This is a genomic window from Actinokineospora sp. NBRC 105648 (genome assembly GCF_030269645.1).
In the GTDB taxonomy this organism is placed as follows: Bacteria; Actinomycetota; Actinomycetes; order Mycobacteriales; family Pseudonocardiaceae; genus Actinokineospora.
On sequence record NZ_BSTR01000039.1, the window covers coordinates 60511 to 75570 of the forward strand.

General features: G+C 71.1%; 9 protein-coding genes and 1 pseudogene. 4 read left to right on the forward strand and 6 right to left on the reverse strand.

The window, feature by feature from the left end:
• Positions 1-355: 355 nt before the first annotated feature.
• Positions 356-772 carry a hypothetical protein gene (locus QSK30_RS27255; RefSeq protein WP_285507060.1) on the reverse strand — a complete coding sequence of 139 codons (417 nt, stop codon included), beginning with the start codon at positions 770-772 and terminating at the stop codon, positions 356-358.
• A 249-nt stretch (positions 773-1021) separates the two neighbouring features.
• Entirely contained in the window at positions 1022-1822 is an 801-nt protein-coding gene (locus tag QSK30_RS27260; RefSeq protein ID WP_285507061.1) for a UbiA family prenyltransferase, read from the reverse strand.
• Between the two features lie 793 nt (positions 1823-2615).
• Here QSK30_RS27260 and QSK30_RS27265 point away from each other — a divergent pair.
• Genes QSK30_RS27265 through QSK30_RS27275 form a run of 3 tightly spaced genes read left to right on the forward strand, consistent with a single transcriptional unit; the run spans position 2616 to position 5280 of the window.
• Entirely contained in the window at positions 2616-3302 is a 687-nt protein-coding gene (locus tag QSK30_RS27265) for a methyltransferase domain-containing protein (protein ID WP_285507063.1), read from the forward strand.
• Complete coding sequence (locus QSK30_RS27270; protein ID WP_285507065.1) at positions 3302-4327, forward strand: type III polyketide synthase; 1026 nt, start codon at positions 3302-3304, stop codon at positions 4325-4327. Before QSK30_RS27265 ends, QSK30_RS27270 begins: the two co-directional genes overlap by 1 nt.
• Positions 4324-5280 (forward strand): magnesium transporter CorA family protein, encoded by a 957-nt coding sequence (locus tag QSK30_RS27275; protein WP_285507067.1) that lies wholly within the window; start codon positions 4324-4326, stop codon positions 5278-5280. The genes QSK30_RS27270 and QSK30_RS27275 overlap by 4 nt, the downstream gene beginning before the upstream one ends.
• 922 nt (positions 5281-6202) lie before the next feature.
• Here the strand turns inward: QSK30_RS27275 and QSK30_RS27280 are convergent.
• Positions 6203-6949, reverse strand: a complete 747-nt coding sequence (locus QSK30_RS27280) for an SAM-dependent methyltransferase (RefSeq protein ID WP_285507069.1) — start codon at positions 6947-6949, stop codon at positions 6203-6205.
• A 251-nt stretch (positions 6950-7200) separates the two neighbouring features.
• Here QSK30_RS27280 and metH point away from each other — a divergent pair, with 251 nt between their 5' ends.
• Positions 7201-10797 carry a methionine synthase gene (gene metH / locus QSK30_RS27285; RefSeq protein WP_285507071.1) on the forward strand — a complete coding sequence of 1199 codons (3597 nt, stop codon included), beginning with the start codon at positions 7201-7203 and terminating at the stop codon, positions 10795-10797.
• 241 nt (positions 10798-11038) lie between these two features.
• Here the strand turns inward: metH and QSK30_RS37190 are convergent.
• The 3 genes and pseudogenes from QSK30_RS37190 to QSK30_RS27300 form a co-directional block, all read right to left on the reverse strand.
• Positions 11039-11536, reverse strand: a pseudogene (locus tag QSK30_RS37190) (IS30 family transposase); the annotation flags it as partial.
• Between the two features lie 329 nt (positions 11537-11865).
• Positions 11866-14046, reverse strand: a complete 2181-nt coding sequence (locus tag QSK30_RS27295) for an FtsX-like permease family protein (RefSeq protein ID WP_285507075.1) — start codon at positions 14044-14046, stop codon at positions 11866-11868.
• Positions 14046-14693: an ABC transporter ATP-binding protein gene (locus tag QSK30_RS27300; protein ID WP_285507076.1), complete on the reverse strand. Its 648-nt coding sequence runs from the start codon at positions 14691-14693 to the stop codon at positions 14046-14048. The genes QSK30_RS27295 and QSK30_RS27300 overlap by 1 nt, the downstream gene beginning before the upstream one ends.
• Positions 14694-15060 lie beyond the last annotated feature (367 nt).

Consider the following 15060-nt stretch of genomic DNA (forward strand, 5'->3'; position numbering starts at 1 on the left):
TCGTCCCTCTACCCGCCCGCCTCTCCCCTGTCCTTCGCCTCTCTCCCTGCTCTCCTGCACTTCCCCTTCCCCCATTCCCCCGCTCTGCCCCTCCCCTCCGTCCTCTCCTTCTCCCCTGCCTTCCCTTTCCTCCCCCGTTTGCCTCCCCCTGCTCTCTTCCTTCCCTGCTCTTGTCCCCTCCCCCGCGCACCCTGTCTCCCGCTCTTTCCCTTGGCACATAAGAAGCCCCGCTCCTGGACCGGGGGTCCGGGAGCGGGGCACGGGCCCGCGAGTCGACCGGGAGCATCGGGGTCGCGGGCCTCTGGGGGCCACGGCCGCGCGGGGTCAGGCAGCGGCGGCGGCGTAAGACCTTCTGCTACGCGGGTAGCGGTAGCGGGATGAACGGGAACGGGAAGGGCAGCGGGATGAGCGGTAGTTGCGGCAATGGGGGAGTTCCCAAGTGGAGTACACCTGCGAGGAGCTGCAAAAGGTCCTGCACGTAGCCCACCACGACGATCACTGGTTGGCCTGCGGCTGCGCGGGCGAGTGCCTCGGTGTTGGCCAGCAGGTGCAGGGTGTCTTGGCTGGTGGTGACCTCGCGGGCCTCGTCGAGGACTGGAGCGAGTTGTGCGAGCACCTCGGTCGCGGTGGCTGCGTCGGGGTTCGCGGCCAGGCGCTCGGTGAGGTTGGCCAGTCGGTCGGTGGGGGTCGTGGTGTCGGCGGTGGCTGTGCCGGTGAAGGCCAGCAGGACGGCGACAGCGACGGCCACCGCGCGGGGCAGGAGGCTTCTCACGGAGGTGTCCTCTCTGGTCGGTGTAGTCCAACAGCTAGCAGCCCGGGACACCGCGTGACTAGTCGGCACTGTGTGTGACTCGGCAAGGACATCGCGGAACTCGCACACGGGAAACCGCAGGTCAGCCCCCTGTGGGTGGTGGCGGCCGGGGCCGAGCCGGGCCTGGGCCACGCTGTGGGACTGCCCGGTCGCGCGATCGGGCGGCAAGGCCCTGAACGGGTGGACCTGCGGCGGTGTCACCCGGGCGGGTCAGGCGTTGGCCGCCACGAGCACTGCGGCGTCGAGGACGGCGACCACCAGCATGGCGTTGAACGCCGCGCGGGAGCCCGGACGTCTGCCCAGTACCAGTCCCACAGCTGTCACCAGGACGGCCACGCCCAGGCCGATCAGGCCCAGGACGGGTCGGGGCAGGCCAGCGACCAGGGTCGCCGAGGCTGCCAGGACGAGCAGCGCGGCGGCGACCCGGGACGCCTGCGCGCCCATCCGGTGCGGGAGGCCGCGCACGCCGGTGGCGTTGTCGTCCTCGAGGTCGGGGAGCGTGTTGGCGAAATGCGCGGCCGAGCCCAACAGCGCGGCGGTGGCGACCAGCCACCACGGCGGTAAGTACGGGTCGGGCAGGCCCAAGGTGACGAACGCGGTGAGCAGTCCGAAGGACACGGCGTAGGGGGCGATCGAGAACGCTGTCGCCTTGAGCCGCAGGTCGTAGGCCCAGGCGGAGCCGACCGCGACGATGTGTGCCAGTCCGGCCGGGACACCCGAGGCCAACGACAAACCGACGGTCGCCACCGCCGCGATGATCACCGCCGTGCGGATGGTCGTGGCACTGACCGCCCCGATGGCCACTGGCTTGTCCGTCCGGCCGACAGCGGCGTCCCGGCCCGCGTCGACCAGGTCATTGAGCCAGCCGACGGACAACTGGCCTGCCAGCACAGCACCGACGACCGCGAGCACGCCCCACGTGGTCTGGCCGAGCCCGGCGGCCAGCGCTGCGGCGGCCAGGGTCACGGCGACAGCGGGCTCGGGGTGCGAAGCACGCAGCAGGGGATGCACCGCGCCCAGCGTAGGACCTCGGGCACGTGCCCACGGGACAGGCGGCGGCCGGAGCCGCTCAGCGCCCAGTTGCGCCAACGGCTCCTCAAGGCCGTGCCGCACGGTGACCTGCTTGCCGCACGGCGCCCGCACCGGCTTCGGCCACAGCGCAACCGCAACCGCCTGTCAAGCCCCTGTGGACAACTCGACGCGAGTTTTTCCGCGATCCTCCACTCTCATCCCATGCGATTCCTCAACCTCCTGCCTGCCCGCCGACCGCCGACCGGACCGGGGCTTGACCACCCCCCGACGCTCGCTGGCCAACGCCCGAGCCGACCGGTCCCCGATCGACCGATGAACTCGACATCGCCGCTGGTCAGGCTGCGAATCGCGGTGGCGAGAGCCGCCACGTGGCTGAGCGGGGCCGTGGTCTCCCGGCCGAGATCGGACCAGGCACGAGGACTGCCTCCACAAGCGCCGGTCAACTGCTCGAGCCGGTGCGCGTCAGCGTCGCCCTGGCTCGCCAACAACCGATGCCCGGTCGGGCGCGACCCGACCAAACCGTCGGCCTTCGGGCGCAGCAGCGACACCAGCGATCGCAAGGCGTTCGTGGTGTCGGCTGGCGGATCCTCACCCCAGAGCCCATCGATCATCGCGGCGGTCGGCACGACCCGCCCCGCGTCGAGGGCGAGCCGAGCCAGCAGCGTGCGCCCCGTGATCAGGTCACCGGCCGCGCGCGTCCAGCCAGGGAGCACGGACCAGGGCCACCCACATGATCGAGCGCCGGGCGCGGCGTTGTGCCAGCCTCAGCACCATGACCGACGTGGCGCTCTACGACGATCTCGCCGCGGAGTGGTGGCGACCACGCGGAGCGTTCGCGATGCTGCACTGGCTGGCGGCGGCCCGGGCCCGCTTGATCCCGCCCGCGGCTCGGCCGGGCGCGGTGCTGGTAGATCTCGGCTGCGGCGGCGGCGTGCTGGCCCCGCACCTGGCGGGCAAGGGATACCTGCACGTCGGCGTCGACCTCTCGCGCAGTGGCCCGGCCCTGGCCAAGCGGCACGGCGTCCACGCCGTGCGGGGCGACGTGCTGGCCGTGCCGTTGCGGCCGGGGTGTGCGGATGTGGTGGTGGCCGGGGAGATCCTGGAGCACGTGCCGGACCTCGCGAAGGCCGTCGAGCAAGCCTGTGGGCTGCTGCGCCCCGGTGGGCTGCTGGTGCTCGACACCCTCGCCGACACCGCGCTGAGCCGGTTCCTGGCGATCACCGTGGCCGAGCGGCTGCCCGGTGTCCCGCGGGGTGTGCACGAGGCCGACCTGCTGGTGAATCGGGCGGCGCTGGTCCGCGAATGCGCACGGCGGGGTGTGACCGTGCGGCTGCGGGGTATCCGGCCGTCAATGCTCGACCTGGCCGGGTGGGCGCTCGGGCGCAGGCCCGCCGTGCGGATGGTGCCCGTCCCGACGACCGCCGTGCTGTTCCAGGGCACCGGCATGAAGGAGACCTGATGGCGGTTATGACCGGGATCGGTGCGGCGATGCCCCGGTCAATGACCCAGGACGCGCTCTGGGAGGGGTACTTCCGGGACCACTTCAGCGGCAGCGGGCTCGCCCGGCGGATCTTCGCGGGCGCGGGCGTGCGCACCCGGCACACCGTGGTCGACCCGTCGACCGAGGACCTGTCCACGTGGTCCACCGGCGAGCGGATGACGCGCTTCGCCGAGGAGGCGCCGCCACTGGCATTGGCGGCGCTGACTACAGCGTGCGCGGACGCGGGCCTTTCCCCCGGTGACCTCGGCCTGCTGGCCGTGGTCTCGTGCACCGGGTACGGCACCCCCGGCCTGGACATCGGCCTCGCCGACACGCTGCGACTGCCCGCCGACACGCAACGCCTGGTGATCGGGCACATGGGCTGCTACGCCGCGCTGCCCGGGCTGGGCACGGTCAGCGACTTCGCCACCGCGCGCGGTCTGCCCGCCGCGCTGGTCTGCGTCGAGCTGACCTCGCTGCACGTGCAGCCCGCCGACCTCGACCCGGAGCAGATCGTCGCGCACGCGCTGTTCAGCGACGCCGCGGCGGCGGTCGTCGTGCAGCCGTCCGGACCGGGTTGGGAGGTGCTAGACGTCGCCGCGCACACCGACACCGACACCAGCGCGCTGATGACCTGGCGAATCACCGACCACGGCTTCCGGATGGGGCTGTCCGCGCGGGTGCCCGACGCGCTGTCGGCGGCCGTGCGGCCGGTGGTGGAGAAGATGCTGGCCCGGCACGAGGCGGGCGTCGAGGACGTGGCGGGCTGGGCGGTGCACCCGGGTGGGCCGCGCATCCTGGACACCGTCGAGGCCGAGCTGGACCTGCCCGCCGACGCGCTGTCGGCGTCGCGGGCGGTGCTGGCCGACCACGGGAACTGCTCGTCGTCTACCGTGCTGCTGGTGCTGCGCGAGATGACGGTGGACCCGGGGGAACTGGTCGTCGCCATGGCGTTCGGGCCCGGGCTGACCCTGTACACCGTCCTCTTGCGACGGTCGGCGTGACCCACACCCGCCTCTACCGGGGCGCCGAGCTGGTCGAGAAGGACTTCCCGCTCACCGAGCTCGGCGAGCGGCTGGCCGTGCCGGACAGCGTGGCCTGGGTGGACATCGGGCACAGCGACGACGGGGCACTGGCTACCATCGGCGACGAGCTGGGCCTGCACGAGCTGGCCCTGGAGGACGCGCGGCAGCGCAGGCAGCGGCCGAAGCTCGACCGCTACAAGACCCACCTGTTCCTCACCGTCTACGGCGTGTCCGTCGACGACGAGGGCGCCCTCACCAACCAGGAGGTCTCGGTCTTCGTCACCGACCGTGCCCTGGTCACCGTGCACGACGGGTTCGACATGGCGGCCGTCGCCCGGCGCTGGGACGAGTCCCCGCTCAACGGCGACCGGGTCGGCGTCCTGCTGCACGCGCTGCTCGACATCGTCGTCGACAGCCACCTGGTGGCCGCCGCGGCACTGGACGAGCGGATCGAGAGCCTCGACGACGTCGTTTTCGAAGAGCGCCCGGACATCCGCGAGCTGCAGCGCCACGCCGTCCGACTGCGGCACAGCCTGGGCGCCCTCCGCAGGGCCGTACTGCCGATGCGCGAAGTGCTCTCCGAACTACCACGCGACAAGACCCTGGTCGACGGCGAACTCGACCCGTACTACGCCGACGTCCGCGACCACGCCATTCACGCGGCGGAATGGACCGACTCCCTGCGCGAACACGTGATCGCGTTGCGGGAGACGCAGCTGAACATCCAGTCCAACCGACTCAACCTGATCATGAAGAAGGTGACCGGGTGGGCCGCGATCATCGCGATCCCCACGGCGATCACCGGGTTCTACGGGCAGAACGTGCCGTATCCGGGGTCGCAGGAGCCGTGGGGGTTCTGGATGTCCTCCGCGACGATCGTGCTGCTGTCGGGTGGGCTGTACTTGATGTTCAAGCGCAAGGACTGGCTGTAGGTGGTCGCTCGCCTCTGTGTTGCCGTCTTCGTTGCCCGGGTTACAAGCGTGGGCTCGATCTAGTGAACTCGCTTCGCGTGGGGCCCCTAGAGCACCGCGGTGGGGGAAAAGCGTGGGGTGAAGGGCATCCCCACTACAGGTCGAGTTTAGCGGTGCTCTCCCCCCACACGAAGCGAGTCCACTAGATCGAGCATCCGTAGCGGGGCCGCCGGAACCAGCGGGGTTGGCCTCTCCGCTGCGGTTGACGGGTCGGACTCGGCCGCAATTCGACACCTTCCATTCCTTCTCTCTTACGACTTTCCTGCCCCGCCCTGCCTGCCCCGCTCTTCTTGCCTCGCCTGCTTCGCCTAGCCCTGCCTCGCCATGCCCTCACCTCCCTGCCCTTGATCTCCATGCCTTCCCCCTTGGCCCCAGCCTCCCCCTTCCTCCCCCTCCCCACCTGCCTTGCCCTGCCCTGCCCGCCTTGCCCCACCTGCCCTGCCTGCCCCTGCCCTGCCTGCCCCTGCCCTGCCTGCCTTGCCCTGCCCGCCTTGCCCCACCTGCCTTGCCCTGCCTGCCTTGCCCTGTCCTGTCTTGCCTGGCCCGGCCTGCCTGTCCTGCCTGCCCGGCCCTACCTTGCCCTGCCTGCCCGGCCCTGCCTGCCTGCTTTGCCCGTCTCAGGTTTGCCCACCCCCTCTTCTCCTCTTTCCCTCCCCGTATCTTTTTTCCATCCCTCCCTTCATTGCCCTCGCCCTATCTCTCCTTTCTTTCTTCTCCCCCTCATTGCCTCCCCATTTCCCTCTACCTTCCCCTTGCCGATCCCCTCTTTCCTTTCCCCTCCCTTTACCTTGCCCTGCCTCCCGCCCTCTCCCCCACCTCCTTCCGCTCCCCTCGGTCACTCTCCGTTACCCCGTTGCTCCCCGAACCACCCAAGCCGCCGCGTTCACCTTCGGAGCAGGGCGAAGAGGCCCCAGCCGAGGTGGTCGCGGGTGTAGCGGACGTAGCGGAGTGGGCCCTCGGTCAGTTCGGTGCGGACCTGTTCGGCGAGTTCGTCGTCGGGGTTGGCGTCCAGCCAGCGGCGGAGGTTCAGCCATTGGGGGGCTACGTAGCGGTCCCAGGTGTCCTGGTCGGCCAGGACCATCTCGACCAGGTCCCAGCCCAGTTCGCCGAACCGGGCCACCAGGTCGGGCAGCGATAGCCAGTCGTCGCGGGTGGTGGCGTGGCAGGCCTCGATGGTGGCCTGGTCGGGTGGGTCGAGGCGCCAGTAGGGCTCGCCGACCAGGATCATGCCGCCCGGTCGCAGGGAGCGTTCGAGTAGCTCGATGGTGCCCGCCAAGCCGTCACCGATCCAGGTGGCGCCGATGCAGCACGCCACGTCCACCGGGGTCTCGGTGACGAACCCGGCGGCGTCGCCGTGTCGGAACTCCACCTGGTCGGCGACCCCCAGCTCCGCTGCCCTGGCCCGTGCGCCCGCCACGAACACCGTGCTCAGGTCGACCCCGAGCCCAGTGATGCCGTGGTCGCGGGCCCAGGTCGCCAGCAGTTCCCCCGACCCGCTGGCCAGGTCGAGCACCCGGGTCCCCGGAGCGAGCCCGATCACCCGTCCGAGGGTCGCCAGTTTGGTGGCGTCGATGGCGTTGTGGATGCGGTGGCTGCTCTCGCGGATGGTGAAGATACGGGGAAGGTCCATGTGGCTCCTCAGCTCGGCTCGCGGGGCGCAGGATCACACAGAAACGCTTGCCTGGCACGCCAATTGACCCGCGCTCCAGCACCGCAGGTCACCCCGGTCGACGTCCAGCATCGTGGGATCGCGACGGCACCATGTGGATCTCCGGTAGTCTTTACGGCGGAACCGAGAGGCGCTGCGACGGACCGTGCGGTCCGCCACGCTCGGTCCCGAGCCACCACCGCAAGGGCGCCTCCGGTCAAACGGAGGCATGTGTGTCAGCTCGGACCCAGGACCTGCGCAGGCTGCTCGACGAGCGGATCGCGGTGCTCGACGGCGCTTGGGGCACGATGCTGCAGGGCGCCTCGCTCACCCCCGCCGACTACCGCGGCGACCGGTTCACCGAGCACCCGCGCGACGTCACCGGCGACCCGGACCTGCTCAACATCACCCGCCCGGACCTGGTCCTGGACGTGCACCGGCAGTACCTGGCCGCGGGCGCGGACATCACCACCACGAACACCTTCACCGCCACCAGCATCGCCCAGGCCGACTACGGCCTCGAGGACGTCGCCGCGGAGATGAGCCTGCGCGGCGCCCAGCTCGCCCGCCAGGCCGCCGACGAGGCGGGCGGCCGGTTCGTCGCGGGCTCGATCGGCCCGCTCAACGTCACCCTCTCGCTCTCCCCCCGGGTGGAGGACCCGGCCTACCGGACGGTCACCTTCGACCAGGTCAAGGCCACCTACGCCGAGCAGATCGCGGCCCTGGCCGAGGGCGGGGTCGACCTGCTGCTGATCGAGACGATCTTCGACACGCTCAACTGCAAGGCCGCCATCGCCGCCGCCCGGGAGGTCGCGCCCGAGCTGCCGCTGTGGATCTCGGTGACGATCGTCGACCTGAGCGGCCGCACGCTCTCCGGGCAGACCGTCGAGGCGTTCTGGCGCTCGGTCGAGCACGCGCGGCCCCTGGTCGTCGGGGTCAACTGCGCGCTCGGCGCCGAGGAGATGCGCCCGCACGTTGCCGAGCTGTCCCGGCTCGCCGACACCTACACCGCCAGCCACCCCAACGCGGGCCTGCCGAACGCCTTCGGCGGCTACGACCAGACCCCGGACGAGACCGGCGCGCTGCTGCACGGGTTCGCCAGCGAGGGCATGGTCAACATCGTCGGCGGCTGCTGCGGCACCACGCCCGCGCACATCGCCCGCATCGCCGACGCCGCGCGCGGCCTCCCGCCGCGGGTGGTGCCCCCGGCGAAGCCGAGCACCCGGTTCAGCGGGCTGGAGCCGTTCGAGATCGGCCCGGACACCGGCTTCGTGATGATCGGCGAGCGCACCAACGTCACCGGCTCGGCGAAGTTCCGCAGGCTGATCGAGGGCGACAACCACCAGGCGGCGGTCGACGTCGCGCTGGAGCAGGTGCGCGGCGGGGCGAACCTGCTGGACGTGAACATGGACGCCGACCTGCTCGACAGCGAGGTGGCGATGACCACCTTCCTGAACCTGATCGCCACCGAGCCCGAGGTGGCCCGGATCCCGATCATGGTCGACAGCTCGCGGTGGAGCGTGCTGGAGGCCGGGCTCAAGTGCGTGCAGGGCAAGGGCGTGGTCAACTCGATCAGCCTCAAGGAGGGCGAGGAGCCGTTCCTGGCCCAGGCCCGCACGATCCGCGACTACGGCGCGGGCGTGGTGGTGATGGCCTTCGACGAGAAGGGCCAGGCCGACACCACCGAGCGCAAGGTCGACATCTGCGCGCGCGCCTACGACCTGCTCACCCAGCGGGTCGGGTTCCCGGCCGAGGACATCGTGTTCGACCCCAACGTGCTCGCAGTGGCCACCGGCATCAGCGAGCACAACGGGTACGCCAAGGCGTTCATCGACGCGCTGCCGCTGATCAAGCAGCGCTGCCCGGGCGCGCGCACCAGCGGCGGCATCTCGAACCTGTCGTTCTCCTTCCGCGGCAACGACACCGTGCGCGAGGCCATGCACTCGGCGTTCCTGCTGCACGCGGTCCGCGCCGGACTGGACATGGGCATCGTCAACGCGGGCCAGCTCGCCGTCTACCAGGACATCCCCGCCGATCTGCTGGAACTGGTCGAGGACGTGCTGTTCGACCGGCGCGAGGACGCCACCGACCGGCTGGTGGAGTACGCCGAGACGGTCAAGGGGTCGCGGACCAAGCGCGTGGTCGACCTGGCGTGGCGGGACGCGCCGGTGGCCGAGCGGCTCTCCTACGCGCTGGTGCACGGGATCGTCGACTTCATCGAGGCCGACACCGAGGAGGCCCGGCAGGGGCTGGCCCGGCCGCTGCAGGTCATCGAGGGCCCGCTGATGGACGGCATGAAGATCGTCGGCGACCTGTTCGGCTCAGGCAAGATGTTCCTGCCGCAGGTGGTCAAGAGCGCCCGGGTGATGAAGCGGTCGGTTGCCTACCTGGAGCCGTTCATGGAGGCGGAGAAGGAGCAGGCGCGACTGGAGGGCCGCGAGTCGGCGCAGCGCGGGCAGGGCAAGGTCGTGCTGGCCACGGTCAAGGGCGACGTGCACGACATCGGCAAGAACATCGTCGGGGTCGTGCTCGGCTGCAACAACTACGAGGTGATCGACCTGGGCGTGATGGTGCCCGCCTCGGTCATCCTGGACACCGCCGTGGCCGAGGGCGCCGACGTGGTGGGACTGTCCGGGCTGATCACCCCGTCGCTCGACGAGATGGTGACGGTGGCGGGCGAGATGCAGCGCCGCGGCTTGAAGCTGCCGGTCCTCATCGGCGGCGCGACCACGTCCAAGCAGCACACCGCGGTCCGCATCGCCCCGGCCTACGACGCCACGACGGTGCACGTGCTCGACGCGTCCCGCGTGGTCGGCGTGGTGGCCGACCTGCTCGACCCCGACCGCGCCGACGCCCTGGCCGAACGCACCCGCGACGACCAGGCGGCGCTGCGGGTGGCGCACGAGAACCGCCGCTCCCAGCCGCTGCTGAGCGTCGAGGAGGCCCGCGCGAACCGGGAGGTGGTCTCGTTCGACGGGCTGCCCACGCCCGAGTTCACCGGGGTGCGGGTGGTCACCCCGGAGCTGGCCGAGATCCGCGCGATGATCGACTGGCAGTTCCTGTTCCTGGCCTGGGAGCTCAAGGGCAAGTACCCGGCCATCCTCGACCAGCCGGTGGCCCGCGAGCTCTTCGACGACGCCAACACCATGCTCGACGACATCGGCTCCCGCCTGCGGCTGCGCGGGGCGTACGGGTTCTGGCCCGCGGTCGCCGAGGGCGACGACATCATCGTGGACGGGCGCCCGCTCCCGATGCTGCGCCAGCAGACCCAGAAGCCCGAGGGCCGCGCCAACCGCTGCCTCGCGGACTACATCGCCCCGGAGAACGACTACCTGGGCGGCTTCGCGGTGTCGGTGCACGGCGCCGAGGAACTGGCCGCGGAGTTCGAGGCCGAGCAGGACGACTACAAGTCCATCATGGTCAAGGCGGTGGCCGACCGCCTCGCCGAGGCCTTCGCCGAGTGGATCCACCTGCGCGCCCGCCGCGAGTGGTTCGAACCGGACGCCGACCCGGCCCTCGAGGACCTGCACGCGGAGCGCTTCCGCGGCATCCGCCCGGCCCTGGGCTACCCCGCGAGCCCGGACCACAGCGAGAAGCAGGACCTGTTCGACATGCTGGGCGCACAAGACCTGGGAATGGCCCTGACCACCTCCTTCGCGATGACCCCGGCGGCCAGCGTCAGCGGCCTGATCTTCGCCCACCCGGACTCCCGCTACTTCACGGTGGGCCGAATCGGCCGAGACCAGGTAACCGACTACGCCAAGCGACGCGACATGCCCCTGTCCGAAGTGGAGCGCTGGCTCCGCCCCAACCTCGCCTACGACGCGTAAGCAGGCGCGGGCGTTCGCCGCGCTGTCCCGGTCGGCTCAACGGGTGAACCAGACCGGATTGTCGCGCACACCGTGGCGGCTGTAGCCAGACTGGCTGCAATAGCCAGGAGGGTAGAGGGCGACACGTACGTCCAGCACCGTGTTACCGCTCGTCCTCGCTCTGGGAGTGGCGGCCGTCTTCGGAGATCGACTTCTCGACGAGGTTCGCGATCTTCTACCGAACATGGGCCGGTCGGCGAATTCAGACGGTGGAAGCATCTGAGGTGAGGAGTTCGGTGAATACTTCACTGGGTTTCTTCCAGTGGTGGATCTTACGGGGTCGGTCGTTGATCTCGGCGGCGATGGCGGCTAGGTAGCGGGGGTCGCTGGGGATGGTGGCGCCCTTGGGCGGGAACTCGCGGACGACTCAGTTGAGGTTCCCGTCGCCGCCGCGCTCCCACGGGGAGTGCGGGTGTGCGAAGTACACCGGCGATCCGGTCGCGGTCACGTCCTTGTGCAGGGCCATCTCCGATCCGCGGTCCCAGGTCAGGGACTGTTTCAGCGTGGCGGGGAGCGGGCCGACGGCGGCGATGATCGCCTCGCTGACGGTCAGCGAGTCCCGCCCGGTCAGCGGCACCAGGACGAGGAAGCGGCTGGTCCGTTCGACCAGGGTCGCCACCGCGGTCTTGCCTGCCTCGCCGATCACCAGGTCACCCTCCCAGTGCCCGGGCACCGCGCGGCCCTGAGCCTCGGCTGGGGTGTGGCGTTCGACCCGCGGTGGTGCGACACCCGTCTGCCCACATACCGGGTACCAGACCCGGATGCCCTGTTGGCCGGGGTGGACAACGCACGAATGCCGTGACAGCGCGGGCGATCCGAAAATCCCTGCTGGGCCCTTCTGGCAGCCAACGCTCCTCGTGAGTGGCGCCCAAGCGGCGGCGGAGGTCGTCCAACGCATGCACGAGCGCCGGCTCCGCCCCGACCTCGCCTACGACGCCTGACCGGAGCCGGGCACGCAAGCTCCCGACGGGGGACTTGGCGGCAGCTCGATATGCGGCGATCGTGTCCTTGCAGTCGGCTCTTCTCAGGTCATTCGCGGCGCAGGGTGCGTGCGGTCAGCGGCGGGACCGCGGCTGTGGCCACCGGGACCGCCAGCAGCGCGCACAACAGCACCGTCGCGCCCAGCAGCGGGGCGACGGTCGTCAACGCGGGTGCGAGCGGCTTGCCGAGGGCACGCAGGAGCGTGGCGCTGACGACGGTGGCGACGACGGTGGTCAGCAGACCGCCTGCCAGCGTCGGTGTCCACAGGCGGACCAAAGCCGTCCCGCGCAGGGTGCCCGGGCCGAGTCCGACCACCCGCAGCCGGGACTGCTCGCGTCGGCGGCGCAGGACGTCGTCGGTGGTGGTGATCGCCAGGGCGATGGCGCCCAGGCTCAGGGTCGTGATGGCGAGGGCGGTCACCACCGGCCCCAGGGTGGCGGTGTCCATCGCCTCCCGGACGATGATCGGAGCGGCCGCGTTCGCAGCGGGGGCTCGGGCACCCAGGACCGCGCGCACCCGGTCCGCCGCGGGCACACCGGCATCGACGAGGACGGTGGTGGTGAGCGGCGGTATCTCCGCTGGGACGAGCGCGGCCGGCGTCACCACGTCGGTGTAGGCGGTGACCGTGGTCGTCGAGCGCTGCACGAGCGGCAACTCGACGCCTGCGGCCCCCGGGGTGGGGAACACGTACCGCTTTCCATCCACACAGGACTCAGCGCCGGTGTAGATCGCCCGCAGGGAAGCGCAGTCGGCGACCAGGGTCGTACCGTCCAACACCGCGAACTGCCCGACGCCGCTGACGCCGTCGACGGCCGCGAGTTCGCCGAGCACCGACGGGGGCAGGGGCTGGGCGATCTCCACCGCGATGACGGTGCCGCTGAACGACTGCGGCACGGCGCCCGCTGCCGCGGTGGCGGCGCTGAGCACCATGCCCGCGCCTGCCGCGCACAGCCCGGCGAGGACTCCGGCCAGGACCCGGGTGCCCGCCACCGGGTCGCGGCGCAGCGCGGCTCCACCGAGCCGCACCGGGAGCGAGCTGGTGCGAGCCATGCGGGTGCCGAGCAGGCGAAGCAGCAGCGGCAGGCTGGTCAGCAGGCCGACCAGGGTGAGCACGGCACCCAGCGCTGTCGGCAGCAGCAGCCACGCTGCCTGCTCACCGAGACCCGGGTCGACCGGACCCAGCACCTGCCCGGCGACGAGCCCGGCGATCCCGAGGCCCAACGGCACCAGGCGCAGCGCGCTCGGCCGGACCGGGCTGCGGCGGACAGGGCGGAAAGGGTCGCGCACGACGGGACCGATCGCGATGGCGGAGACCAGCACCGCGTACAGGGGGACCCCCACCGCGACAGCGAGCAGGGGTGCCACGCCGAGCGTCAGGTCGTCCGCGTAGGCGCCGACCGGCCCGATCCACCACTGGTCGCGGACACCGCGCAGCATCGCGAACAGGACCAGTCCGAGCAGCGCACCCGTCCCGGCGGCGACGACTGTCTCCACGGCATTGATCACCTGACAGCGCCGGGCGCTGAAGCCGATCACCCGCAGCGCAGCCAGCTTCCGGTCGCGCGTGGCCGCGGACAGCCGGGTAGCGGTAGCGATGACGACTGCCAGCGGCAGCAGGATGTACAGCAGCGCCAGCAGGACGAGGATCCGCGACGGGGTCAGCAGGTCTGCCCAGTCCTTGTCGGTGTTGAACCGCACCGTGGTCCCCGGGGGCGCCTTGGTGCCGAACCCGGCGACCGGCTCGAGCGACCGCTCGACGCCGGGAAAACGGTCCACCACGGTGTAGACGCGCAGTTCCCCGGGACCCGTCACCCCTTCCGGACCGACGACGGCGGCAACCGGCTGCGGGAACTCGGCCCGCAGCACCGGGTCGGCGAGGGCGTCCGCCATCCCGGGTGACACCGCGATGGACCCCGGCGGCGGCCACGAGGCGATCCCGGGCGGCACGGGGGAACCGGGCGTTGCCACCACCGGCACCACCGCCACATCCTCCCCCCGGTACGACGACTGGCGCTCCCCCATGAGCAGCGTCGACGCCCCGGTGAGGTCGGCGATCGGCTTGCGGTCCTCTTCCCGTTGCGCGGCAACGCCGATCGCCGAGTACGCGGCCACAGCGGAGGCCAGCAGCAGAGCGGCGACCAGACCGGCGACGGCACCCAACGCCAACCGCAACCACGACCGGCTCCCCGCGGCGACCGCCATCCGCCAACCCAACCGGAGATCGCGCATCAGACCACCACCCGACCGTCGAGCATGCGGACTTCGCGGTGCGCGGCGGCGGCCAGCCCGCGCTCGTGCGTGGCCAGCACAACGGTGGCACCGCGGTCGGCCACGGCCCGCAGCAGCAGGTCGAGGACCTTGGAGCCGGAGTCCTGGTCGAGGGAGCCGGTCGGCTCGTCGGCGAGGACCAGCGGCGGGTCGTGCACCAGCGCCCTGGCGATCGCGGTCCGCTGGGCCTGACCGCCGGACACCTGGTCGGGGAAGCGGTCGGCGAGCTCGGCGATGCCCAACTCGCCGAGAGTGTCCCTGGCCCGGTCCCGCGCGTTCTTGGCGCGCAGGCCGTCGAGCGGCAGGGCGACGTTGTCGAGCAGGGTCAACTCGGGCACGAGGTCGCCGAGCTGGAAGACGAACCCGCAGTTCGCCAACCGCCACCGCGTCCGAACCCGGTCGTTGGCCGACACCAGGTCGGTCCCACCCACCACCACCTCGCCCCGATCCGGGCGCAGCAGCCCGGCCAGCACGTGCAGCAACGTCGACTTACCACACCCGGACGGCCCGGTCACCGCCACAACGTCCCCGGCGGCCACCGCCAAGTCGACCCCGTCCAACGCCCGCGTGGCCCCGAAGTCCAGCCCGACACCCGCCAGTTCGATCATGAACGCCCCGTCGTCGAGCCCGGGCGGCTCCCACCCGATCAGTCACCCATAGCAGTCACATGATAGCCAACAGTGGCGGTCGGCAGCTGAACGCCGAACTCTCCAGATCACCTGCAACGCTTGGTGGTCCGCGGTCGAGAACACACCGCACAGGGGATCTGCTTAGTCGAACTGTCCGCGCTGATCCCGATCCGTGAGTTGTAGAGCACCCGACAAGTAATCCTCTTGGGCGAGATGAAAGTCGGGACTGCTCCGAGATTGGTTGACACCTGACCTGTGAGGGCTCGCGTCCTCGCTGGAAGGATGTCTCTGTGCCCAAGCCATACCCCAGGGAGTTCCGCGACGATGTCGTCGCTGTCGCGCGCAA

Coding starts and splice junctions, on each gene's coding strand:
- QSK30_RS27300 (WP_285507076.1), bottom strand. CDS start 14,693: ATGATCGAACTGGCGGGTGTCGGGCTGGACTTCGGGGCCACGCGGGCG.
- QSK30_RS27270 (WP_285507065.1), top strand. CDS start 3,302: ATGGCGGTTATGACCGGGATCGGTGCGGCGATGCCCCGGTCAATGACC.
- QSK30_RS27265 (WP_285507063.1), top strand. CDS start 2,616: ATGACCGACGTGGCGCTCTACGACGATCTCGCCGCGGAGTGGTGGCGA.
- QSK30_RS27295 (WP_285507075.1), bottom strand. CDS start 14,046: ATGCGCGATCTCCGGTTGGGTTGGCGGATGGCGGTCGCCGCGGGGAGC.
- QSK30_RS27280 (WP_285507069.1), bottom strand. CDS start 6,949: ATGGACCTTCCCCGTATCTTCACCATCCGCGAGAGCAGCCACCGCATC.